The following is a 22,852-nucleotide window of genomic DNA, read 5'->3' as shown; positions in this document are numbered from 1 at the left end:
GCGCCGACGTGGCTGTGGGCAGTCATGCCGCCGGGGCGGCACGACTGCCCACAGCGGAAAGCCGCCTCAGCTCAGCGTCCGCACCGCCGCCGCGTCGTACGGCGCCAGCTCGTCGAAGCGGCCCTCCAGCACCTTCTGAGCCCACAGCGGGTCCTGGAGCAGCGCACGCCCCACCGCGACCAGATCGAACTCGTCGCGCTCCAGCCGGTCGAGGAGGTTGTCGATGCTGCCGACAGGCGACCCCTCACCGGCGAACGCACGGATGAAGTCACCGTCGAGCCCCACCGACCCCACGGTGATGGCCGGCTTGCCGGTGAGCTTCTTCGTCCAGCCGGCCAGATTGAGGTCGGAGCCCTCGAACTCGGGCAGCCAGTAGCGGCGCGTCGACGCGTGGAAGGCGTCGACACCCGCCGCGGCGAGCGGAGTGAGGATCGCCTCCAGCTCCTCCGGCGTCTTGGCGAGCCGCGCGTCGTACGCCTCCTGCTTCCACTGGGAGAAGCGGAAGATCACGGGAAAGTCGGCGGAGACGGTCTCGCGCACCGCCGCCACGATCTCGGCCGCGAACCGGGTGCGGGCCACCGGGTCGCCGCCGTAGGCGTCGGTGCGGCGGTTGGTGCCCGCCCACAGGAACTGGTCGATGAGGTAACCGTGCGCGCCGTGCAGCTCGACCCCGTCGAAGCCGATGCGCTCGGCCGCCGCGGCGGCCTCGGCGAAGGCGCCGACGACTTCGTCGATGTCCCGCTGGGTCATCGCCTCGCCGGTGCCCTCGGTGCCGTCCGGCCGCACCCCGGAGGGGCCGACGGCGGGCGCCTCGGGGAACGGCGGCCGGCCGGCCTTGCGGACCATGCCGATGTGCCACAGCTGCGGCACGATCCTCCCGCCCGCCGCGTGGACCTCCTCGGCGACCTTCGCCCACCCGGCCAGCTGCTCCTCACCGTGGAACCGGGGCACCCGGTCGCTCTCCCCGGCCGAGGCGTGACCGACGTAGGTTCCCTCGGTGACGATCAGGCCCACACCCGCGGCGGCCCGGCGGGCGTAGTAGGAGGCGACGTCCGCGCCGGGGACGCCGCCCGGGGAGAACTGGCGGGTCATCGGCGCCATCGCGATCCGGTTGCGGACGGTCAGGCCGTTGATCGAGACGGGGCGGGCGAGGATCTGCGCGGCACGGGCGGCCGGGGTGTCGGCGGTGACGGTCACCTGAGGGCTCCTTGGGTACCAAGTGGTATGTGCGTGTGCAACGATCCTTAACCGGCCCGCCCGGTTCCGGATTCCGCCCCGCTCCTGTGACCCCGGACACGCCCGAGGGCGGCACCCCCAGCGGGAACTGGGGATACCGCCCTCGGCAAAAGGACCGGATCGATCGGGGACCGATCAGAAGTCCATGTCACCGCCCGGCATGCCGCCGCCGGCCGGCGCGGCGGCCTTCTCCGGCTTGTCGGCGATGACGGCCTCGGTGGTGAGGAACAGCGCGGCGATGGAGGCGGCGTTCTGCAGCGCGGAACGGGTCACCTTCGCCGGGTCGATGATGCCCTCGGCGACCAGGTCTACGTACTCGCCGGTCGCGGCGTTCAGACCGTGACCCGGGGTCAGGTTGCGCACCTTCTCCACCACGACGCCGCCCTCGAGGCCGGCGTTGACGGCGATCTGCTTCAGCGGGGCCTCGAGCGCGAGCTTCACGGCCTGGGCGCCGGTCGCCTCGTCGCCCTCCAGGTCCAGCTTCTCGAAGACCGAGGAGGCCTGGATGAGGGCCACGCCACCACCGGCGACGATGCCCTCCTCGACGGCCGCCTTCGCGTTGCGGACGGCGTCCTCGATGCGGTGCTTGCGCTCCTTGAGCTCCACCTCGGTGGCGGCACCGGCCTTGATGACGGCCACGCCGCCGGCCAGCTTCGCCAGACGCTCCTGGAGCTTCTCGCGGTCGTAGTCCGAGTCGCTGTTCTCGATCTCGGCGCGGATCTGGTTCACGCGGCCCGCGACCTGGTCGGCGGAGCCGGCGCCGTCGACGATGGTGGTCTCGTCCTTGGTGATGACGACCTTGCGGGCGCGGCCCAGGAGGTCCAGGGTCGCGTTCTCCAGCTTGAGGCCGACCTCCTCGGAGATGACCTCGCCGCCCGTGAGGATGGCGATGTCGCCGAGCATGGCCTTGCGGCGGTCGCCGAAGCCCGGGGCCTTGACGGCGACGGACTTGAAGGTGCCGCGGATCTTGTTGACGACCAGGGTCGACAGGGCCTCGCCCTCGACGTCCTCGGCGATGATCAGCAGCGGCTTGCCCGACTGCATGACCTTCTCGAGGAGCGGGAGCAGGTCCTTGACGTTGGAGATCTTGGAGTTGGCGATGAGGATGTACGGGTCCTCGAGGACTGCCTCCATGCGCTCCATGTCGGTGGCGAAGTACGCCGAGATGTAGCCCTTGTCGAAGCGCATACCCTCGGTGAGCTCCAGCTCCAGACCGAAGGTCTGGGACTCCTCGACGGTGATGACGCCTTCCTTGCCGACCTTGTCCATGGCCTCGGCGATCAGCTCGCCGATCTGGGTGTCGGCGGCGGAGATGGAGGCCGTGGAGGCGATCTGCTCCTTGGTCTCGACCTCCTTGGCCTGGTCGAGCAGCGCGCCGGAGACGGCCTCGACGGCCTTCTCGATACCGCGCTTCAGGGCCATCGGGTTGGCACCGGCGGCGACGTTGCGCAGACCCTCGCGGACCAGCGCCTGGGCGAGGACCGTAGCCGTGGTCGTACCGTCACCGGCGACGTCGTCCGTCTTCTTGGCGACTTCCTTGACCAGCTCGGCGCCGATCTTCTCGTACGGGTCCTCGAGCTCGATCTCCTTGGCGATGGAGACACCGTCGTTGGTGATCGTGGGGGCGCCCCACTTCTTCTCGAGGACGACGTTGCGGCCCTTGGGGCCGAGGGTCACCTTGACGGCGTCCGCGAGCTGGTTCATGCCGCGCTCGAGGCCGCGCCGCGCCTCCTCGTCGAACGCGATGATCTTGGCCATGTGAAGTGGTCCCTCCAGGACTGGGGGTGATTCCTTCGGACCGCGCCCGCGCCCGCGACGGACGGCCTGCCTGCCGTGTGGTTCCTTGCCCCACCCGGCCCGCGGCCTCACCGACCCGGTCCTTCGTTGTCACTCTCACCTTCAGAGTGCTAACGCCAATGATTAGCACTCGGCCCCATCGAGTGCAAGCGGCTCTCGGGGGTCGGAAGCCACTCAGCGGTGGGCGAACAGGGGAACCGCGGTGAGGCGTCCGTGCGCCCCCGCGCCTCCCCGCGCACGCCGAAGGGCTCGCACCGGCGTGCGGTGCGAGCCCTTCGCAACATAAATGTTCAGGCGGTGACGCGAACCATGTCGGCCTGCGGGCCCTTCTGACCCTGCGAGATCTCGAACTCGACCCGCTGGCCCTCTTCCAGGGTGCGGTACCCGTCCATCTGGATCGCGCTGTAGTGGACGAAGACGTCCGCACCACCGTCGACCGCGATGAAGCCGTACCCCTTCTCCGCGTTGAACCACTTGACGGTGCCCTGAGCCATGCCTAACTCCCCTATTACTGGCCCTTGCACAGATCCACACTTCGCGGATCCGGGTCAGACCTCACCCCCCAGTCATCGGGGGCGTGCGCCGGAACGCGTCGACCGCGGCTGAATGTATCTGTCCAACTGCCGTCTGCAACAGGTCAATCGGACGAGAAATCCGGGCACCGGTGATCGGTAATTTACGAAGAATTCACCCGGATTCCGGGCAAGTCGGGCCCGGCATAAGGAACGAAAGGCGCGAAAGGGCCGCTGATTTTGGCTGCATCTCGACGCAGCTTCATCTCGGAAAGTGGAGCGGGTTCCCCAACTCTACCGCGCTCAATCACATGGAATTGCCCCCTCCGCATCTCTCACGGAGGGGGCAATTCGATGAACGGTGTGTGACAGCGGCGAACTCGCCGGCGGCTGGCGGTAGCCGCCGGCGGCCGTCAGCCGCCGGCGACCGCCGGGATGATCGAGACGCCCGCGCCGTCCGGCGTGGCCGTCTCCAGGCCCTGCTCGAAGCGGACGTCGTCGTCGTTCACGTACACGTTGACGAACCGGCGCAGCTTGCCCTGGTCGTCCAGCACGCGGGCGGCGATGCCGGTGTGGTTCTTCTCCAGGTCGGCGATGACCTCGGCGAGGGTGGCCCCCTCGGCGGTGACCTCGGCCTGCCCGCCGGTGTAGGTGCGCAGGATGGTGGGGATGCGAACGGTCACGCTCATGCGAGGCCAGCCTCTCGGAAGGATTCCAGGTTCGGGCGGATGGTGGCGGTGAGGCCGGTGCCGGCCACCGCGTCCAGGGTCTTCAGGCCGTCGCCGGTGTTCAGGACGACGGTGGTCTTCGTGGGGTCGAGGACGCCGTTCTCGATCAGCTTGCGGGTCACGCCGACCGTCACGCCGCCCGCCGTCTCCGCGAAGATGCCCTCGGTGCGGGCCAGCAGCTTGATCGCGTCGACGACCTGCTCGTCGTTCACGTCCTCCACGGCGCCGCCCGTGCGCCGGGCGATGTCCAGGACGTACGGCCCGTCCGCCGGGTTGCCGATGGCCAGCGACTTGGCGATGGTGTCCGGCTTCTGCGGGCGGACGACGTCGTGCCCCGCCTTGAACGCGGCCGACACCGGCGAGCAGCCCTCGGCCTGCGCACCGAAGATCTTGTACGGCTTGTCCTCGACGAGCCCCAGCTTGATCAGCTCCTGGAGACCCTTGTCGATCTTCGTGAGCTGGGAGCCGGAGGCGATGGGCACCACGATCTGGTCCGGCAGCTTCCACCCGAGCTGCTCGCAGATCTCGTACGCCAGGGTCTTGGACCCCTCCGCGTAGTACGGCCGCAGGTTGACGTTGACGAAGCCCCAGCCCTCGCCCGCCGGGTCGCCGATCAGCTCGGAGCAGAAGCGGTTCACGTCGTCGTAGTTGCCCTCGATGCCGACGAGCTCGCCGCCGTAGACCGCGGCCATGACGACCTTGCCCTGCTCCAGGTCGTGCGGGATGAACACGCAGGAGCGGAAGCCGGCGCGGGCCGCCGCGGCGCCCACGGCACCGGCGAGGTTGCCGGTGGAGGAGCAGGAGAGGGTGGTGAAGCCGAAGGCGCGCGCGGCCTCCAGGGCCTGGGCGACCACACGGTCCTTGAAGGAGTGGGTCGGGTTGCCGGAGTCGTCCTTGACGAAGAGCTTGCCGGGCTCGACACCCAGCTCGCGCGCCAGGTTGTCGGCCTGGACGAGCTTGGTCCAGCCCGGGTTCAGGTTCGGCTTGTCGGCCACGTCGGCCGGGACGGGGAGCAGCGGCGCGTACCGCCAGATGTTCGCGGGGCCCGCCTCGATGCGCTTGCGCAGGTTCTCGGCGTCGTACGCGGAGAAGTCGTAAGCGATCTCCAGCGGGCCGAAACACTCCTCGCAGGCGAAGACCGGGCCGAGCGGGACGCGGTGGCCGCATTCCCGGCAGGACAGCGCAGCGGCGGGGCCGAGGTCTACCGTGGAAGCGTCCGCCGAAGCGGCGGCAGCGGAATCAGTGGTGCTTGCAACAGTCTGCACAGCCATGTGAGGCGAGGCCCTTTCTCCTCATCTTCCTCACGACGCACTTCGCCGTGAGACGGATTTGGCACCTTCCCTAGCCGGGGAGCCTCGCGGAATGATCAACGACGATCTACGAGACCGGCTGGAGGGTTGCCGGGGCTTCATCGGGCCGTGTCCCTCTGCCCCTCTGGATGAGCTGTATGTGGTTGTTAACGGCGGTCGACCCCGGACATGCGATGGTCATCCGCGTTGCCCACGACTGTAACCGAAGGCCAGGACAGTTGAGATAGTCGTCCGAACCGCGAGATGGATCACAGAGGAATCCCGACAGTGAGGAGCCGCCGACCGTGCTGGAAGAAGTCGAGCGCTGGCTGAGCACCCGCTCCTGGTCCGTGGCCGATCGCCCGCTCCACAAGATCCTGGCCGCCAAACGCGCCACGGGCCAGACGGTCAGCGTCGTGCTGCCCGCGCTCAACGAGGAGGAGACGGTCGGCGACATCGTCGCCGTCATCCGCCACGACCTGATGCGGCAGGTGCCGCTGGTCGACGAGATCGTCGTGGTCGACTCGGGCTCCACCGACCGCACCTCCGAGGTGGCCGCCGCCGCGGGCGCCCGGGTGGTTCACCGCGACGAGATCCTGCCGCGTCTTCCGGCCGTCCCCGGAAAGGGTGAGGTGCTGTGGCGGTCCCTGCTCGTGACGAGCGGTGACATCGTCTGCTTCGTCGACGCGGACCTGCGGGACTTCTCGTCCGACTTCGTCTCCGGGATCGTCGGCCCGCTGCTGACCGACCCGGACGTGGACCTGGTCAAGGCGATGTACGACCGCCCCCTCGGCGGCGCGGCCGGTCAGGGCGGCCGGGTCACCGAACTGATGGCCCGCCCGCTGCTGAACATGCACTGGCCGCAGCTGGCCGGTTTCGTGCAGCCGCTCGGCGGCGAGTACGCGGCCCGCCGCTCGCTGCTGGAACAGCTCCCGTTCCCCGTCGGGTACGGCGTGGAGCTGGGCATGCTGGTCGACGCGCTGCACCTGGTCGGCCTGGACGCGCTCGCCCAGGTCGACGTCGGGGTGCGCAAGCACCGGCACCAGGACGGGCAGGCGCTCGGGCGGATGGCCGCCGCGATCTACCGCACGGCCCAGCTGCGGCTGGCCCGCGGGCATCTGGTCCGGCCGTCGCTGACCCAGTTCGAGCGGGTGGAGGGCGGTTTCGAGCCGCGGACGTACTCCGTGGACACGGAGGAGCGTCCGCCGATGGTGGAGATCGCGGAGTACGCGGCCCGCAAGGTGGCGTAACACGCCGGACCGCCTGTATACGGCCGAACCGTACGTTTGAGCGGTTGGGGGGCGGGCTAGGTTGAGGACCATGGCTTCGACGTCAGGTGCTGCACAGGTACTGGTGGCCTCCAACCGGGGTCCCGTCTCCTACCGGATCGGTGACGACGGCTCGCTGCACGCCAAGCGGGGCGGCGGCGGGCTGGTGTCGGGTCTGTCGGCGATCGGACCGGAGGCGGGCGCGCTGTGGGTGTGCTCCGCGCTCGGCGACGGCGACCGGGAGGCGGTGCGCCGCGGGATCGGCGAGGACGGCGTGCGGATGCTGGACATCCCGGCCGAGGTGCACGCGGACGCCTACAACGGCATCGCGAACTCGGTGCTGTGGTTCGTCCACCACATGCTGTACCAGACGCCGCTGGAGCCGGCCTTCGACGCCGGGTTCCGCCGCCAGTGGGCGTCCTTCGAGACGTACAACCGCGCCTTCGCCGAGGCGCTGGCGGCCGAGGCGGCCGAGGGCGCGGCGGTGCTGGTGCAGGACTACCACCTGGTGCTGGTCCCCGGCATGCTCCGCGAGCTGCGCCCCGACCTGCGCATCGGCCACTTCTCGCACACTCCCTGGGCGCCCCCGGAGTACTTCCGGATGCTCCCGGACGACATCGCCCGGGCCGTGCTGCGCGGCATGCTCGGCGCGGACCGGCTCGGGTTCCTCACCCGGCGCTGGGCGGACGCGTTCACCGCCTGCTGCGAGGCGTTCACGGGCGGGCTCGGCGACACCCGCATCGGGGTGCACGGGCTCGGCGCGGACGCGGACTTCCTGCGCCGGCGCGCGCACGAGGCGGACGTCGAGGAACGGATCACCGCGCTGCGCGCCGAGATCGGTGAGGGCCGCAGGACGATCGTCCGGGTCGACCGCACCGAACTCTCCAAGAACATCGTCCGCGGCCTGCTCGCCTACCGGCAGCTCCTCGCCGACCGCCCCGAGTGGCGCGAGCGCGTCGTCCACGTCGCCTTCGCCTACCCCTCCCGCCAGGACCTCGCCGTCTACCGCGACTACACCGCCGAGGTGCAGCGGCTGGCGGGCGAGATCAACGACGAGTACGGCACGCCGGGCTGGACCCCGGTCGTCCTGCACGTCAAGGACGACTTCGCCCGCTCCCTGGCCGCCTACCGCCTCGCCGACGTGGCCCTGGTCAACCCCATCCGGGACGGCATGAACCTGGTCGCCAAGGAGGTGCCGGTGATCTCGGACCAGGGCTGCGCACTGGTGCTGTCCCGCGAGGCGGGGGCGCACGAGGAGCTGGCCGAGGACGCGATCACGGTCAACCCGTACGACATCGTCGGCACGGCGAACGCCCTCCACCAGGCCCTCACCATGCCCCACGGCGAACGAGCGGAACGCACCAAGCGCCTCGCCGCGGCGGCCACCGCCCTGCCGCCGGCCCAGTGGTTCATGGACCAGCTGAACGCCCTGAACGCCCTGACCGGCCGGGACGGCTGACCGCACCGGCCGGCCAGGGCGGCGTCCTCCCGGTCAGGGCAGGTGCGCCGCCAGGGTCCGCAGCAGGTGTACGACTCCTCGGGGGCCGTCGACCACCAGGTCCGCGCGGTCCCGGAGTTCGGTGACCTCGTCGCTGCCGCTGCACACGAGGAGGCCGGGGGTGCCGTCGGCGCGGAGTTCGTCGACGGCGGCGTAGGCGGGGAGGTCGCCCAGGTCGTCGCCGGCGTAGAGGACCGCGCCCGCGCCGGTCTCGCGGACGTACCGCTTCAGGGCGACGCCCTTGTCCATGCCGGGCGGGCGCAGTTCCAGGACCATACGGCCCGGTTCGACGATCAGGCCGTGCCGGGCGGCGAGGCCGGCGAGCGGGGCGCGCAGCGCGTCGAAGGCGGCCTGCGGGTCGGCGGCGCGGCGGGTGTGCACGGCCACGGCGAACCCCTTGTCCTCGATCCAGGCGCCCTCGAAGCCCGCGAGGATCCCGGGCAGCGCGGCGCGGACCTCGGCGACGCCGGGGTGCGGGTCGGGGGCGGTGATCTCGCCGCTGGCCGCGTCCCAGCGTTCGGCGCCGTAGTGGCCGAGGACGACCAGGTGGTCCAGGCCGGGGGCGTCGGCGAAGCCGCCGTAGCGCACGGCGACCTCGGCCGGGCGTCCGGTGATGACCGCGACGGCGGCCACCTTCGGGGCGAGCGCGGTCAGCGCGGGCACCGCGTCGGGGTGCGCGCGGGCCTGCCGCGGGTCGGCGACGATCGGTGCGAGGGTGCCGTCGAAGTCGAGCGCGACCACCGCGCCGCCGGGGCGGGCGAGGAGGGCGCGCAGGCCGTCGCGGCCCTGCTCGGTCGCCGGTTCGGGAAGATCCGTCGCATGTGTGTGAGGGCTGCCCATACGGCGAACCTAACCCCCCGGGGCGGTGCCGAACCGTGACCCCGGCCTCACCGCTCGGCGCGTCTGCGCTCCCTGATCCTGCGCAGCCGGTTCACCGTCACCGGGTCGTGCTCCAGTGCCCTCGGGTCGTCGAGCAGGGCGTTGAGGAGCTGGTAGTAGCGGATCGGGGCCAGGCCCAGCTCCTCGCGTATCGCGCGCTCCTTGGCGCCGGGGCCGGGAAAGCCCCGGCGCTCCAGCGCGAGGATGTCCTGTTCCCGCCGCCCCAGCGGCTGACGCTCCGTACCGGCCATACGGAAAACGCTAGCCGCCGGCACTGACAATGCGATGCGCGCCTAGCTCGCCGCCGCCGCGCTCTCCGCCGTGAGGGCCGTGTTCTCCAGTGCGCCGAGGACGGCCGACGGGCTGCCGCCGGGCGCGACCGCCTTGCCTATCTGCTTCTTCACCTCGGCGCTGACCTGCGCCCAGGAGGTCTTGCTCACCGGGTACAGCTCGGCGAGCGGCAGCTCCTTCAGGAACGGCTGGAGTGCCTTGTCCTCGGCGGAGGCGCTCATCACCTCGGAGGCGGAGGTGGTGACCGGCAGCAGGTCGTACTCGCGGGAGAAGTCGAGCACGTTCTCCCGGTCGTAGACGAAGTCGAGGAACTCGCCGATCTGCTCCTTGTGGCCGTTCTGCTTGAAGGCCAGCATCCAGTCGGCGACGCCCATGGTCGCCTTGGACTCGCCGTTGATCCCGGGCATCGGCACCATGCCGTACTTCACGCCCTTCTCGTCGGCCATCTTCATCAGCGAGGGGTGGCCGTTGAGCATGCCGACCTGCCCGTCGGCGAACGCCGCGAAGGCGTCGGCGCGGTTCAGCTTGGCGGGGGCGACCGGGCCGGTCAGCTCCTTGCCGACGAGTTCGTCGCGCAGCCAGGTGAAGGTCTCGACGTTCTCCGGGGAGTCGATGCCGTAGCCGCCGGAGCCGTCGGTGTAGCCGCCACCGCCGCTGAGCAGCCACTGCATCGTCTCGGCCTGCGCCTCCTCGGGCCCGAGCGGCAGCGCGTACGGGAACTTCACGCCCTTCGCCTTCAGCGCCTCGGCGTCGGCGGCCAGCTCGTCCCAGGTGGTGGGCGGGGTGATGCCGGCCTTGGCGAAGAGGGTCTTGTTGTAGAAGAGCAGCCGGGTGGAGGCCGCGAAGGGCATCCCGTACTGCACGCCGTCGAGCTGGCCGGCGGTGGCGAGCTGGGAGGCGAAGTCGGCCTGGACCGGGATGGAGAGCAGGTCGTCGGCCGGGTAGAGCAGGCCCGCGTCCGCGTAGTCGGCGTACGCGCCGATCTGCGCCATGTCGGGTGCCTTGCCGGCGTCGACCATCTCCTTGACCTTGGCGTCGACGTCGTTCCAGGAGTAGACGCTGACCTCGATCTTCACCCCGGGGTGGTCGGCCTCGTACTCCTCGACCAGCTTCGCCCAGTACTTCTTCGAGCTGTTGGCCGCGCTGTCGCCGTAGTCGGCCGCGACCAGCCGCAGGGTGACGTCGCCGGAGTCTCCGGTGAGGCCGCAGCCGCCCAGGACCGCCGTCATGCCCAGTGCGGACATCACCGCGATCATTCCTGTCTTGCGCCGCTGCACCGCTTTCCCAACCCCTGTCGTCTCATGTGTCCTGTTGTCCGAATTCCGGAGGGAGGTCTACACCTTCCGGAAAAACAAGGTCTACACCACGCGAGTGGACTAGACCTCTTCCGGGTCCTCGGGCCACACTGTCCCCCGTGAGACACGTCATCGCCCTCGATGTGGGCGGCACCGGGATGAAGGCCGCCCTGGTCGGGGCGGACACTGTGCTCTCCGGGGGGCCACCCCCCGGGCCCCCCGTGCTGTTGCACCAGGCGCGCCGCGCCACCGGGCGCGAGCGCGGCCCGGAGGCGGTCGTGGAGACCATCCTCGACTTCGCCGCCGAGCTGTCCGCGTACGGTGAGCGGCACCTCGGCACCCCCGCGTCCGCCGCCGGCGTCGCCGTCCCCGGCATCGTCGACGCCGACCGCGGCATCGCCGCCTACGCCGCCAACCTCGGCTGGCGCGACGTCCCCCTGCGCGACCTGCTCAGCGCCCGGCTGTCCGGCCTCCCCGTCGCCCTCGGCCACGACGTGCGCACCGGCGGCCTCGCCGAGGGCCGGATCGGCGCCGGCCGGGGCGCCGACCGCTTCCTCTTCGTCCCGCTCGGCACCGGCATCGCGGGCGCCATCGGCATCGACGGCCGGGTGGAGGCGGGCGCGCACGGCAACGCGGGCGAGATCGGCCACATCGTCGTACGCCCCGGCGGTGCCCCCTGCCCGTGCGGGCAGCACGGCTGCCTGGAGCGCTACGCCTCCGCCGCCGCCGTCAGCCAGGCCTGGGCCGAGGCGACCGGCGACCCCGAAGCGGACGCGGCGGACTGTGCCAAGGCCGTCATGTCCGGGGACCCGAACGCCGTCCGGATCTGGCAGGAGGCCGTCGACGCCCTCGCCGACGGCCTGGTCACCGCCCTCACCCTGCTGGACCCCCGCACGATCGTCATCGGTGGCGGGCTCGCCGAGGCGGGGGAAACCTTGTTCACACCGCTGCGGGACGCCGTCCGGCGGCGGATCACCTTCCAGAAACCGCCGTCGATCGTCCCGGCGGCCCTGGGCGACACGGCCGGATGCCTGGGCGCGGGGCTCCTGGCCTGGGATCTGCTCGACTCAACGGACAGTACGGAGGAACCGACGTGACGGCCACCCCACCAGGGGCGCGGGACAGCGCCGAAATGCGGCTCCGCCGCGGGGCGCGACCAGCCACCACGACGCCGCACCCCGCGACGGACAGCACCCCCCTGCTGCTGACCGGCGCCAACGTCGTCCTCCCCACAGGGACCGTCGAGAACGGCCGGCTGACCGTCGAGGGCACCCGCATCTCCAGCACGACCCCGGCCGGCGCCCACGTCCTCGACGTGACCGGCCACTGGCTGGTCCCCGGCTTCGTCGACCTCCACAACCACGGCGGCGGCGGAGCCAGCTTCACCAGCGGCACCGTCGACGACGTCCTCCGCGGCATCCACACCCACCGCACCCACGGCACCACCACCCTCGTCGCCTCCACCGTCACCGGCGACATGCACTTCCTCGCCCAGCGCGCCGGACTGCTCAGCGAGCTGGCCGAGCAGGGCGACATCGCCGGCATCCACTTCGAGGGCCCCTTCATCTCCCCGTGCCGCAAGGGCGCCCACTCGGAGGAGCTGCTGCGCGACCCGGACCCGGCGGAGGTCCGCAAGCTGATCGACGCGGCCCGCGGCCACGCCAGGATGGTCACCCTCGCCACCGAACTGCCGGGTGGCATCGACTCCGTACGCCTCCTCGCGGACCACGGGGTGATCGCGGCGGTCGGCCACACCGACGCGACGTACGAGCAGACCGTCGAGGCGATCGAGGCGGGCGCCACGGTCGCCACCCACCTGTTCAACGCGATGCCCGCGCTCGGCCACCGCGCCCCCGGACCCATCGCGGCCCTGCTGGAGGACGAGCGGGTCACCGTCGAGCTGATCAACGACGGCACCCATCTGCACCCGGCCGCCCTGCAGCTGGCGTTCCATCACGCGGGCGCGAACCGGGTCGCGTTCATCACCGACGCGATGGACGCGGCCGGCTTCGGCGACGGCCGCTACATGCTCGGCCCCCTGGAGGTCGAGGTCGCGGACGGCGTGGCCCGGCTGGTGGAGGGCGGCTCGATCGCGGGCTCCACGCTCACCCTGGACCGCGCCTTCAAGCGGGCGGTGACCGTCGACAGGCTGCCCGTGGCCGACGTCGTCGCGGCGCTGTCCGCCAACCCGGCCCGGCTGCTCGGGATGGACGACCGCATCGGCTCCCTGGAGCCCGGCAAGGACGCCGACCTCGTGCTGCTGGACGGCGACTTCGAGCTGAAGGGCGTGATGCGCCGGGGTGAATGGGTGGTTGAGCCCCAACTGGGGTGATCCGTCCACGAGTCGAGCGGACGGCGGCCGGTTCCAGGACTGGGCCGACCGCCGTCTCTTTGGCATGATCGAGCCCTCCGGGAAACGTCTCGCACCTCCGGAGAACACGTCTCGACAAGCGCATTCACTCGGGGGAGGTCGGCCCAGGTGATCCTCACGGTCACGCTGAACACCGCTCTCGACATCACGTACCGCGTGCGGTCCCTGCGGCCCCACACCACCCACCGGGTCACCGATGTCACCGAGCGCCCCGGCGGCAAGGGCGTCAACGTGGCCAGGGTGCTCGCGGCCCTCGGCCACGAGGTGACCGTCACCGGGTTCGTGGGCGGCGGCACCGGACGGGCCGTGCAGGAAGGCCTCACCGCCACACCGGGCGTCACCGACGCGCTCGTCCCGATCGGCGGCGCCACCCGGCGCACCATCGCCGTCGTCGACGAGCAGACCGGCGACACCACCCAGCTCAACGAGCCGGGCCCGCTGATCGGCACGGCCGAGTGGTCCGCCTTCCAGGAGGCCTACGCGGACCTGCTCGCCTCCGCCGACGCGGTGGCCCTGTGCGGCAGCCTCCCGCCGGGCGTCCCGGTGGGCGCCTACGCCGGACTGGTCCGCACCGCCCGCGCGGCCGGAGTCCCCGTACTCCTCGACACCAGCGGCGAACCGCTGCGCCGCGCGGTCGCCGCCCGCCCGGACATCATCAAGCCGAACGCCGACGAACTGGCCGAACTGACCGGCGCCTACGAGCCGCTGCGCGCCACCCAGGACGCGCGCCGGCGGGGCGCCCGCGCGGTGGTGGCCTCCCTGGGCCGGGACGGACTGCTCGCGGTGACCCCGGAGGGCCGCTGGCGTGCCGCGCCGCCCGCGCGGATACACGGCAACCCGACCGGCGCGGGCGACTCCGCGGTCGCGGGCCTGCTGTCGGGCCTGGTGGAACACCTGCCGTGGCCGGACCGCCTGGCCCGCGCCACCGCCCTGTCGGCGGCGACGGTCCTCACCCCGGTGGCCGGGGAGTTCGACCGGCGGTCCTACGAGGAGCTGCTGGGGCGGGTCGCGGTGACCTCGGAGGCCACCGCGGCGTGAGCCGCCCCGCGCGGACTACTTCACCCAGCCCTTGACCAGCCACAGCCGGTCGAGGTTGGCGTCGCACTGGTTGCCCTGCTCGCAGGAGATCTTCAGCTCGTTGGTGCCCTTGTTGAGCTGGATCCAGTTGTAGGTCTCCGTCCAGCCCTTCTCGTAGTCGCCCTCGGGCGCGTGCGCGAAGTTGGCCATGTTGACCTTGCGGGTCTGCGGCGTGCCGTTGACGGTGAGGGTGGCGTCGGCGTCCTTGCCGGGCACGCCGTAGCCGACGTACAGGGTGTACTTGCCGCTCTCCGGGATGCCGTCGACCTTCCAGGTGACGGAGGCGCCGACCGCGTTGAAGCCGGTGACGTAGAAACCGCCGTCCGCCTTGGCGCCCTTGATGTCGGAGGCGGTGGTCGCGCCGCCGCCGAGCTGGAGCGTCTTGGCGTCGATGGACGGCAGCTCCTTCTCGCTCTCCGCGCTGCTGCTGCTCGTCGGGGTCGGCTTGCTGCTCTGGGTCACGGTCGGGGTGGGCGAGGCGTCGCCGCCCGCGGTGTCGTCCCCGGAGTCGCTGCTGACCATGGCCACGCCGATGCCGATGACGACGGCCGCGACGACCGCCACCGCGCCGATCAGCAGCCCCTTGGTGTTGGGGCCGCGACGGCCGCCGCCGCTGCCGGGCACCGGCTGCTGGGTGGTCGGCGCGCCGCCGGGGTAGTTCTCGGGCGCGGCGTAGTGCGCGTGGGGGCGGCCGTAGGCACCCTGCTGCGGCGGGACGCCCTGGCCGTACGTGGCGTGCTGCTGACCGCGCGGGCGGTCGCCCACGGTGCGCACCCTGCTGACCGAGTTCGGGTAGCCGTAGCCGCCGGACGGCGGCTGGGCGCCGTTGGCCTGACCGTCGGCGTAGAGGTAGCCGAACGGGTCGTCGTCCTCGGGCGTGCTCGCGCCGTTGTTGCCGGGCGTCATCCCTCGTACTCCTCAAGCAGGTGCGGGTTCGGTGCGTGCGGTGGTGAGAGGGCGAGCCTACCCGCTCTGACTGACCCAAACGGGTGACCCGGATCGCATCACTTCGCTGACCTGCGGTTCATCCCGCGCGGCGGTGCTGTTTGGGACGAGATCGTTTCTCGACGTACATACGCTCGTCCGCCGACTTGAGCACTTCGTCCGCGGTCATCCCGCAGTGTGCCCAGCCGATGCCGAAGCTGGCGCCCACCCGGACCGCGCGGCCCTCGGCCCGGATCGGCTGGATGATCTCGTTGCGCAGCCGGACCGCGAGGTCCTGGGCGTCGGCGCGGCCGAGGCCGTCGGCGAGGATCACGAACTCGTCGCCGCCGAGCCGGGCGACGGTGTCGCCGTCGCGCACCCCGTTGCTCAGCCGGCGGGCGACCTCGATGAGGACGGCGTCGCCCGCGTTGTGCCCGAACCGGTCGTTGATCGACTTGAAGCCGTCGAGGTCGCAGAAGAGGACCGCGAGTCCCTTGGTGCCGTCGTCGTGGTCGCCCTCGGGGGCGACGGTGTGGACGTGGTGGTCGTAGACGTCGTAGCCGTCGCCGGCGCCCGGCGGGAAGTCGAAGGCGTGGCCGGGCTCGTATCCGGCGGGGCCGTAGGCGGCGTCGTGGGAGTCGTACGGCCCGGACTGGGGGCGCTGGCAGAGGCGGGCGGAGAGCCGGGAGCGCAGCTCGGCGGAGTTGGGCAGTCCGGTGAGGGAGTCGTGGGAGGCGCGGTGGGCGAGCTGGAGCTCGCGGCGCTTGCGCTCCTCGATGTCCTCGACGTGGGTGAGGAGGAAGCGGGGGCCGTCGGCGGCGTCGGCGACGACGGAGTTGCGCAGGGACACCCAGACGTAGCTGCCGTCGCGGCGGCCGAGCCGCAGCTCGGCGCGCCCGCCCTCGGCGGAGGTCCTGAGGAGGGTGCCTATGTCCTCGGGGTGGACGAGGTCGGAGAAGGAGTAGCGGCGCATCGCGGAGGCGGGGCGGCCCAGCAGACGGCACAGGGCGTCGTTGGTCCTGAGGATCCGGCCGTGCTGGTCGCCGCCCATCTCGGCGATGGCCATGCCGGACGGGGCGTACTCGAAGGCCTGCCTGAAGCTTTCCTCGCTGGCGCGCAGCGCCTGCTGCTCGCGTTCGAGGCGGACGAGGGCGCGCTGCATGTTGGCCCTGAGGCGGGCGTTGCTGATCGCGATGGCGGCCTGGAAGGCGTACATCTGAAGGGCCTCGCGGCCCCAGGCGCCGGGCCTGCGCCCGTTGCGCGGGCGGTCCACGGAGAGGACGCCGATGAGTTCGCCGGAGGCGGCGCCGCCCTGGGCGCCGGGGGCGTACATCGGCGCGAAGAGGCGGTCGGAGGGGTGCCACTCGTCCTCGAAGCGGGGGGCGGGGCCCTCGGTGTACCACTGCGGGACGTCGTCGTCGTCGAGGACCCATCCCTCGGTGTGGGGTATGAACACCAGGTCGCCCCACTGTTCGCCCATGCTCAGGCGGCGCTCCCAGGAGGCGCGCGAGCCGACCCGGCCGGTGATCAGCGCCTCGGCGGCGGGGTTGCCGGAGAAGGCGGCGACGACCAGGTCGCCGTCGGGGCGGACGAGGTTCACGCACGCCAGCTCGTACCCGAGGGCGGTGACGACGCCGTCCGCGACGGTCTGCAGTGTGTCGGCCAGGCTGCGCGCGGTGTTCATGTCCGCCATGACCTGGTGCAGCTGTCGCAGGGACGCAAGACGGACATACGGCTCCGACTCGGTCTCCATGCTCGCCCTCCCCCCGAGACCTCGCAGCGAATCAAGGGTTCTCTTCGGCGCCTTTTCCGGATGGTGCCTGGGTATCTTCCCGCCACTGAATCACAGCGCGCTGCCCACTCGGTACACAGGGTCAACAATTAATGCCCCTTGTGACTCAAGTCACAGTAGAACGTGAACAATTGAGTGGAGTTTCTGCGTTTTCCCCGTGCGTTTACCGAACGCAGGGTTTGCGCGCTTGTCCGTCTCCAGCCCTAGGACCGGCTTCGGGCCGAGGTCCGATGCGACGGGTTCGCACCGGAGACTAGCGTTTCCAGTGTGCTGAAGACTCCCCCCTCCGCCCCCTCCGTCCCGTCCGTACCCGCCCAGCCCTCCCCCGGCGGGCATGCTGAGGGGGTGAGCAACGACGAGTTCCGGGCCGCCATGTCCCGGCTGGCCGCCGGTGTGGTCCTGGTGACCGCGGTGGAGCCGCCGCTGGACCCCGACGACCCCACGGCGCCGGGCGGCGAGGACGTCGGCATGACCGCGACCGCCTTCATGTCGGTCTCCCTCGACCCGCCGCTGGTCCTGGTCAGCCTGCGCGAGGGCTCCCGCATGGACGACCTGCTCGCCGAGCAGCCCCTGTGGGCGGTCTCCGTCCTCTCCGAGAGCCAGCGCCACATCGCCGGCCGGTTCGCCATGAAGGGCCGCGTCAGCGACCGCCTGCTCTTCGCGGACATCCCCTACCGGCGCGGCGACGTCGCCGGCGCGCCCCTCGTCGGCGGCGCCCTCGCCACCCTGGAATGCCGCACCGAACAGCGGGTGACCGCCGGCGACCACACCCTCGTCATCGGCCGCGTCCTCACCGCGTCCATTCCCAGCGCGGAGGGCGGACCGCTGACGTATTTCCGCGGGCGGTACCGGCAACTCGGCTGAGCGGGAATTCCGTGGCCGCGCGCGGACCCGTCCTCCTACGGTGCCGGAATGATCGGTCTCGAAGAGATAACCCCCGGCGACTTCGACGCCGCGACCGGCATCCGCGTGCGTCCCGACCAGGAGCACGCCGTTTCCGGTGACGCGGTCACTGGCCGAGGCGCGGCCAGCGTGATCGGCCCGCCTCACGGCAGGCGGACGGCCGGTGTGATCGGGCCGCCTCACGGCAGGCGGACGGCCGGTGTGATCGGCCAGGCCTGACGGCCGTCACGGTGCCGGGAGGATGTCCAGTGCGGCCAGTCGCTCCGGATCGGTCACGACGTCGATGACGGCGATCCGGTCGCGTACGACCGTGAAGGCCAGGGCGCGCTCGGGGCGACTCGTCGGACCCAGTACGACCACTCCGGGGGCCCCGCCGACCAGCGCGGGCTCGGCGATCCGGGCGAGGTGGGCGAAACTCGCGGCGCCCCGGGCGACGGCCTCCGCGCCCGTGCTGATCCCGCCCGCCGCGCGGGCGACGACATCCGGGTCGAGCACCTTCAGCAGCCCGTCGAAATCACCGTCCCGCGCGGCGGCGAGAAACGCGTCCACGACCTCCCGCTGCCGCTCCGGATCCGCGTCCGGCGCCTCGGCGCCCCGCACCCGGCGCCGGGCCCGGCTGGCGAGCTGCCGCGCGGCGGCCGGCGTACGGTCCACGATCACGGCGATCTCCTCGAACGGCACCCCGAACAGGTCGTGCAGCACGAACGCCAGCCGCTCCGCGGGCGTGAGGGTCCGCAGGACGACGAGCAGGGCGACGCCCACGGAGTCCGCGAGCAGGACGTCCTGCTCGGGCCCGGCGACGGGCAGCGGTTGCCGGGCCGACTCCAGCGGCTGCTCGCGGCGGGAGGTGCGGGAGCGCAGCATGTCCAGACAGACCCGGCCCACCACGGTGGTCAGCCAGCCGCCGAGATTGTCGATGTCCCGCACGTCCGACCGACTCAGCCGGAACCACGCCTCCTGCACGGCGTCCTCCGCCTCGGCGAGCGAGCCGAGCATGCGGTACGCGACGGCCCGCAGCCGGGGCCGGTGCGCCTCGAAGCACTCGGCGAGGAAGTCGGTGTCGCTCATCGGTCACGGCCTCTCGTCGCGGTCGGTCGCCGGGTCGGTCACCCCGGATGACGGATCGCGGCGAGGAGATGTGACAGCCCTTAGGCCCAGTTCTGCCGCGAGCGCCCGCGCTTCGTCTCGGAGCGCTGCTTCTTCTCCCGCAGCCGGCGTTCGTTGATGCCGCGCGGGATGCGGGTCGGCTTGCGCGGCTTGGGCGGCGGGGCGGTCGCCTCGGCGAGCAGCGCGGCGAGGCGTACGGCGGCGGCCTCGCGGTTGCGCCACTGGGACCGGTGCTCGGAGGCCCTGACGCTGATCACCCCGTCGACCAGCCGGCCGGCCAGCCGCTCCAGGGCCCGCCGCTTCCACACCTCGGGCAGCGCCTCGGTGCGCGCGAGGTCGAATCGCAGCTCGACCTGGGAGTCGCTGGTGTTGACATGCTGCCCGCCGGGCCCGGACGACCGCGAGAAACGCCACATGAGCTCGGCCTCGGGAAGCGAGACGGAGCCGCGGATGACGTGGGGACCGGACATGCGGTCCATGTTCCCCGCGATGACGGGCTCACGTCACCCGAATATCCGCACTACGGCCATCCCGGTAAAGAAAGTAAAGACTCCAGGAACCTCGCGTACCCCTCTTCACGTTCATAGGGGTAGCTGTAGCTTCTTGCCGAATGTAAACGAGGAAGGGACTCCCGAACCATGGCTGTAAGCCTGTCCAAGGGTGGCAACGTCTCGCTCACCAAGGAGGCTCCGGGCCTGACCGCCGTCACCGTGGGCCTCGGCTGGGACGTCCGGACCACCACCGGCACCGACTTCGACCTCGACGCCTCCGCGATCGCGGTCAACACGCAGGGCAAGGTCTACTCGGACCAGCACTTCGTCTTCTTCAACAACAAGCAGAGCCCGGACCAGACGATCGTCCACACCGGCGACAACCGCACGGGCGAGGGCGCCGGCGACGACGAGGCGATCAACGTCAACCTCGCCGCCCTCCCGGCCGACGTCGACAAGATCGTCTTCCCGGTCTCCATCTACGACGCGGAGGCCCGCTCGCAGAACTTCGGCCAGGTCCGCAACGCCTACATCCGCATCGTCAACCAGGCCGGCGGCGCCGAGATCGCGCGCTACGACCTGTCCGAGGACGCGGCCACCGAAACGGCCATGGTCTTCGGCGAGCTGTACCGCAACGGCTCGGAGTGGAAGTTCCGCGCCGTCGGCCAGGGCTACGCCTCGGGCCTCGCGGGCATCGCGCAGGACTTCGGCGTGAACGTCTGAGTCACGCGCTGACCCACCCGCCCCGCCGGGCCCCCCGACCCCGTGTCGGAGGGCCCGGCGGGGCGTTAGGTTGCCGCGTGTGATCCTCGAACCCCTGAAGGTCCCCCGCGGCCGGGACATCCCGGCGCCGCTGCTCACCGAACTCACCGCGCTCCACGCCGCCAACCGCGAGTTCCAGGCGCTCAGCGGCGACTTCCCGGACCCGGACGACATCCGGCCGGAGCAGGTCGCGGCGGCCCTCGCGCAGGAGCTGGCGAACCCGGACACGGAAGTGCTGCTCGCGCGCGACTCCGGGCGGCTGACCGGCATGGCGATCACGCTCGCGCACCACCCCGACCCGGCGGATCCCGACCCGTGGATCGGTCTGCTCCTGGTGCACCCGGCCGTACACCGGCAGGGCCACGGCCGGCGCCTCGCCACGGCCGTCGAGGACCGCTTCCGCGCCGCGGGACGCGCGGCCGTACGGCTCGCCGTCCTCGACAACAACCCCAAGGCCCTGGCCTTCTGGACCGCCTGCGGCTACGAAATCGTCGACCACCGCCCCGACCGCGCCCTGAACCGCCCCTGCGCGGTCCTGCGCAAGCCCCTGCGCACCCCGCGCCCGGACGCCTGACATCGACCCGCTTCCGTGCGCCCGGGAAGACGCCCGCCTACCGGCAGGCACGCGCGCCGGCAGGCACCCGCCCCGTCACGCGCCCGGGCCCTCAGGGCCGGTCCGGGCGGCCGTCGCCGTACAGCCAGTCGTCCCAGACGGCGGTGAAGTCGTGCCCGGGCGCCTGCCGTTCGACGTACGCGGTGAAGCCCTCGGTGTCCGCGTTGCCGTGCCGGTGTTCGCCGGCCCAGCCGCGCAGGAGGCGGCGGAAGGCGCCGTCGCCGACGATCTGCCGGATCCTGTGCAGGACCATCGCGCCCCGCTCGTAGACCGGGCGCCCGGAGATGTCGTCGACGGTCGGCGGCTTAGCGGGCGGGAACTCGAACACGTCCTCGTCGGTGTACAGCGCGTCGAAGATCCGCTCGGCGCTGTCCCCGCCGTGCTCCTCCTCCCACAGCCACTCCGCGTACGTCGCGAAGCCCTCGTTCAGCCACATGTCCCGCCAGCTCTTCGGCGAGACCGAGTTGCCGTACCACTGGTGGGCCAGCTCGTGGACGAGGAGCAGGAGGTCGGGGGTGCCGGGGAAGACCGGGCGGTTCTGGGTCTCCAGGGCGTACCCCGCGATGCCGGCGGGGGCGACGATCGCGCCCGTGGAGGAGAACGGGTACGGGCCGAACGTGTCCTCCGCCCAGGCCGTCACCTCGGGCAGGCGGGCCAGCACCGGACGGCTCGCCGCCGCCTCGGTGGGGTGCACCGCGCTGTAGACGGGCAGGCCGCCCTCCGTCCGGTCGCGCCGGATCTCGTAGCGGCCGATCGCGAGCGTGGCGAGGTAGCTGGCCATCGGTTCGATGGTGCGCCAGGTGTACGTCGTCCGGCCGCCCTCGGTGCGCTCGCCCGCCGGCTCGCCGTTGGAGACCGCCGTGAGGCCGCGCGGCACGGTCACGGTGAGGTCGTACGACGCCTTGTCGGACGGGTGGTGGTTGCCGGGGAACCACGCCATCGAGCCGACCGGCTGGCCGAGGGCGACCGCGCCGTCGGCGGTGCGCAGCCAGCCCTCCTCGGAGGTGTCCGGGTCGGTGACGGTGGCCGGGGTGCCGGAGTAGCGGACCGTGACGCGGAAGGTCGCGCCCTCGTCGAGTTCGCCGCGGGGGCGGACGGTCAGTTCCTGTCCCGCGCGGTTCCAGTCGGCCGCGGTGCCGTCCACGGTCACCGAGCGGACGTCCAGGCCGTCGAGGTCGAGGTTGAGGGCGGACAGCGGCTGGGTGGCCCGGGCCGTGACGACCGCGCGGCCGGTGAGGCGGCGGCTGTCGGGGGTGTAGTCGAGCGTCAGGGCGTAGTGCGTGACGTCGTAGCCGCCGTTGCCCGCCTTGGGGAAGTACGGGTCGCGCAGCCCGGAGCCGCCGGGGGTGCCCTCCACTCCGCCGCCGCAGGCGGTGAGGGCGAGGGCCAGGCCCAAGGAGACGGCGACGGGGACAACGGGTGCGAAACGGGACACGTCCGTGATCCTATGGCGGCGGGTCCGGGACCCCGGGCGGGGACGGATCGGCCGGCCCGCGCGCCGTGACACCATCACCTACGTGCTCGACATCGGTTACGCCCTCTCCAACCGCTTCCCGGACCCGCCCCAGACGGACTACCGCCGCGTGGACGTCCACGCCCTGCGGCACGATCTGTTCTGCGGCGATGTGTATCTCGCCGACACCGAGACGGACCGGGAGCTGTCCACAGCCTGGGGATGGGTGCCGGTGCTCGACTTCGCCTGGGCCCTGTGCGACATCGCGGAACAACTCGACCGCGACCCCGCGGGCTCCCGCGCGTCCCGCCCCCAGCACGCGGAGCTGGACTTCACCGAGTCCACCGACCGCATGCTCTTCGAGCGCCGCTTCGGCTGGGTCGACATCGAGGCCGACTGGATGCCCGCCGAGGAAGCACCCCTCACCTTCTCCCACACCGAACTCCGCCGCGAGGCCCGCGACTTCCTCCACGACCTGATCGCCGACCTGTGCGATCTGCACGAGGACCTGGCGGAGAACCCGGCGATCTGGACTCTGCAGGCGAAGTTCCCGCGGGTGGCGTGAG

General features: G+C 71.7%; 22 protein-coding genes, 1 pseudogene and 1 riboswitch. Of the genes and pseudogenes, 10 read left to right on the top strand and 13 right to left on the bottom strand.

Annotation, left to right across the window (positions count from 1 at the left end):
* Positions 1-66: 66 nt before the first annotated feature.
* From ACIG0D_RS08745 to thrC, 5 genes are all read right to left on the bottom strand, one after another.
* Positions 67-1,197 carry an NADH:flavin oxidoreductase gene (locus tag ACIG0D_RS08745; protein ID WP_399797379.1) on the bottom strand — a complete coding sequence of 377 codons (1,131 nt, stop codon included), beginning with the start codon at positions 1,195-1,197 and terminating at the stop codon, positions 67-69.
* A gap of 174 nt (positions 1,198-1,371) precedes the next feature.
* Complete coding sequence (groL, locus tag ACIG0D_RS08740) at positions 1,372-2,994, bottom strand: chaperonin GroEL (protein WP_165999936.1); 1,623 nt, start codon at positions 2,992-2,994, stop codon at positions 1,372-1,374.
* Positions 2,995-3,323: 329 nt separating this feature from the next.
* A complete protein-coding gene (locus ACIG0D_RS08735) occupies positions 3,324-3,527 on the bottom strand; it encodes a cold-shock protein (RefSeq protein WP_004986573.1) in 204 nt (67 codons plus the stop codon).
* 431 nt (positions 3,528-3,958) lie between these two features.
* On the bottom strand, positions 3,959-4,234 hold the full coding sequence (locus ACIG0D_RS08730) for a MoaD/ThiS family protein (RefSeq protein WP_029387398.1): 276 nt from the start codon (positions 4,232-4,234) through the stop codon (positions 3,959-3,961).
* Complete coding sequence (gene thrC, locus ACIG0D_RS08725; RefSeq protein ID WP_399797376.1) at positions 4,231-5,544, bottom strand: threonine synthase; 1,314 nt, start codon at positions 5,542-5,544, stop codon at positions 4,231-4,233. Before thrC ends, ACIG0D_RS08730 begins: the two co-directional genes overlap by 4 nt.
* A gap of 18 nt (positions 5,545-5,562) precedes the next feature.
* Positions 5,563-5,718: riboswitch (SAM riboswitch) on the bottom strand.
* A 149-nt stretch (positions 5,719-5,867) separates the two neighbouring features.
* Between thrC and ACIG0D_RS08720 the strand changes: the two genes are divergently transcribed.
* The gene (locus ACIG0D_RS08720) at positions 5,868-6,812 is read left to right on the top strand and encodes a glucosyl-3-phosphoglycerate synthase (RefSeq protein ID WP_399797372.1); all 945 of its coding nucleotides are present in this window, start codon (positions 5,868-5,870) and stop codon (positions 6,810-6,812) included.
* A gap of 70 nt (positions 6,813-6,882) precedes the next feature.
* Complete coding sequence (locus ACIG0D_RS08715) at positions 6,883-8,289, top strand: trehalose-6-phosphate synthase (RefSeq protein ID WP_399797370.1); 1,407 nt, start codon at positions 6,883-6,885, stop codon at positions 8,287-8,289.
* 33 nt (positions 8,290-8,322) lie between these two features.
* Here ACIG0D_RS08715 and otsB read toward each other — a convergent pair whose 3' ends face one another.
* Genes otsB through ACIG0D_RS08700 form a run of 3 tightly spaced genes read right to left on the bottom strand, consistent with a single transcriptional unit; the run spans position 8,323 to position 10,742 of the window.
* Complete coding sequence (otsB, locus tag ACIG0D_RS08710; protein ID WP_399797367.1) at positions 8,323-9,168, bottom strand: trehalose-phosphatase; 846 nt, start codon at positions 9,166-9,168, stop codon at positions 8,323-8,325.
* A 47-nt stretch (positions 9,169-9,215) separates the two neighbouring features.
* On the bottom strand, positions 9,216-9,458 hold the full coding sequence (locus tag ACIG0D_RS08705) for a DUF3263 domain-containing protein (protein WP_399797363.1): 243 nt from the start codon (positions 9,456-9,458) through the stop codon (positions 9,216-9,218).
* A gap of 42 nt (positions 9,459-9,500) precedes the next feature.
* Positions 9,501-10,742 (bottom strand): extracellular solute-binding protein, encoded by a 1,242-nt coding sequence (locus ACIG0D_RS08700; RefSeq protein WP_399797360.1) that lies wholly within the window; start codon positions 10,740-10,742, stop codon positions 9,501-9,503.
* Positions 10,743-10,912: 170 nt separating this feature from the next.
* Here ACIG0D_RS08700 and ACIG0D_RS08695 point away from each other — a divergent pair, with 170 nt between their 5' ends.
* The 3 genes from ACIG0D_RS08695 to ACIG0D_RS08685 all read left to right on the top strand — a co-directional run bounded on the left by ACIG0D_RS08695 (position 10,913) and on the right by ACIG0D_RS08685 (position 14,202).
* Entirely contained in the window at positions 10,913-11,890 is a 978-nt protein-coding gene (locus ACIG0D_RS08695) for an ROK family protein (RefSeq protein WP_399797358.1), read from the top strand.
* A gap of 104 nt (positions 11,891-11,994) precedes the next feature.
* Positions 11,995-13,125 carry an N-acetylglucosamine-6-phosphate deacetylase gene (gene nagA, locus ACIG0D_RS08690; RefSeq protein ID WP_399798170.1) on the top strand — a complete coding sequence of 377 codons (1,131 nt, stop codon included), beginning with the start codon at positions 11,995-11,997 and terminating at the stop codon, positions 13,123-13,125.
* A gap of 147 nt (positions 13,126-13,272) precedes the next feature.
* Complete coding sequence (locus ACIG0D_RS08685) at positions 13,273-14,202, top strand: 1-phosphofructokinase family hexose kinase (RefSeq protein WP_399797356.1); 930 nt, start codon at positions 13,273-13,275, stop codon at positions 14,200-14,202.
* Positions 14,203-14,217: 15 nt separating this feature from the next.
* Here the strand turns inward: ACIG0D_RS08685 and ACIG0D_RS08680 are convergent, their stop codons facing one another.
* Positions 14,218-15,147 (bottom strand): carbohydrate-binding protein, encoded by a 930-nt coding sequence (locus ACIG0D_RS08680; RefSeq protein ID WP_399797353.1) that lies wholly within the window; start codon positions 15,145-15,147, stop codon positions 14,218-14,220.
* A gap of 118 nt (positions 15,148-15,265) precedes the next feature.
* Positions 15,266-16,918 (bottom strand): diguanylate cyclase CdgB, encoded by a 1,653-nt coding sequence (gene cdgB / locus ACIG0D_RS08675; RefSeq protein ID WP_399797350.1) that lies wholly within the window; start codon positions 16,916-16,918, stop codon positions 15,266-15,268.
* Positions 16,919-17,224: 306 nt separating this feature from the next.
* Here cdgB and ACIG0D_RS08670 point away from each other — a divergent pair, with 306 nt between their 5' ends.
* Positions 17,225-17,821 carry a flavin reductase family protein gene (locus ACIG0D_RS08670; RefSeq protein WP_399797347.1) on the top strand — a complete coding sequence of 199 codons (597 nt, stop codon included), beginning with the start codon at positions 17,225-17,227 and terminating at the stop codon, positions 17,819-17,821.
* Positions 17,822-17,869: 48 nt separating this feature from the next.
* Positions 17,870-17,981 (top strand): annotated as a pseudogene (locus tag ACIG0D_RS08665) (GNAT family N-acetyltransferase); the annotation flags it as partial.
* A 104-nt stretch (positions 17,982-18,085) separates the two neighbouring features.
* Here the strand turns inward: ACIG0D_RS08665 and ACIG0D_RS08660 are convergent.
* Positions 18,086-18,928 (bottom strand): sigma-70 family RNA polymerase sigma factor, encoded by an 843-nt coding sequence (locus tag ACIG0D_RS08660; protein WP_399797345.1) that lies wholly within the window; start codon positions 18,926-18,928, stop codon positions 18,086-18,088.
* Positions 18,929-19,008: 80 nt separating this feature from the next.
* Positions 19,009-19,446 carry an alternative ribosome rescue aminoacyl-tRNA hydrolase ArfB gene (gene arfB / locus ACIG0D_RS08655; RefSeq protein WP_399797342.1) on the bottom strand — a complete coding sequence of 146 codons (438 nt, stop codon included), beginning with the start codon at positions 19,444-19,446 and terminating at the stop codon, positions 19,009-19,011.
* A gap of 159 nt (positions 19,447-19,605) precedes the next feature.
* On the opposite strand from arfB, the gene ACIG0D_RS08650 reads away from it, so the two are divergent.
* On the top strand, positions 19,606-20,181 hold the full coding sequence (locus ACIG0D_RS08650) for a TerD family protein (RefSeq protein WP_399797339.1): 576 nt from the start codon (positions 19,606-19,608) through the stop codon (positions 20,179-20,181).
* 79 nt (positions 20,182-20,260) lie between these two features.
* Complete coding sequence (locus ACIG0D_RS08645) at positions 20,261-20,794, top strand: GNAT family N-acetyltransferase (protein WP_399797337.1); 534 nt, start codon at positions 20,261-20,263, stop codon at positions 20,792-20,794.
* 91 nt (positions 20,795-20,885) lie between these two features.
* On the opposite strand, the gene ACIG0D_RS08640 is transcribed toward ACIG0D_RS08645, so the two are convergent.
* The gene (locus ACIG0D_RS08640) at positions 20,886-22,268 is read right to left on the bottom strand and encodes a M1 family metallopeptidase (protein ID WP_399797334.1); all 1,383 of its coding nucleotides are present in this window, start codon (positions 22,266-22,268) and stop codon (positions 20,886-20,888) included.
* An 82-nt stretch (positions 22,269-22,350) separates the two neighbouring features.
* On the opposite strand from ACIG0D_RS08640, the gene ACIG0D_RS08635 reads away from it, so the two are divergent.
* The gene (locus ACIG0D_RS08635) at positions 22,351-22,851 is read left to right on the top strand and encodes a hypothetical protein (protein ID WP_399797332.1); all 501 of its coding nucleotides are present in this window, start codon (positions 22,351-22,353) and stop codon (positions 22,849-22,851) included.
* Position 22,852 lies beyond the last annotated feature (1 nt).

The sequence above is a fragment of the Streptomyces sp. NPDC052773 genome (assembly GCF_044547145.1).
Taxonomy (GTDB): Bacteria; Actinomycetota; Actinomycetes; order Streptomycetales; family Streptomycetaceae; genus Streptomyces.
Note: the sequence above shows the minus strand (reverse complement) of the source record. Positions and strands in the feature narration are given on the sequence as shown.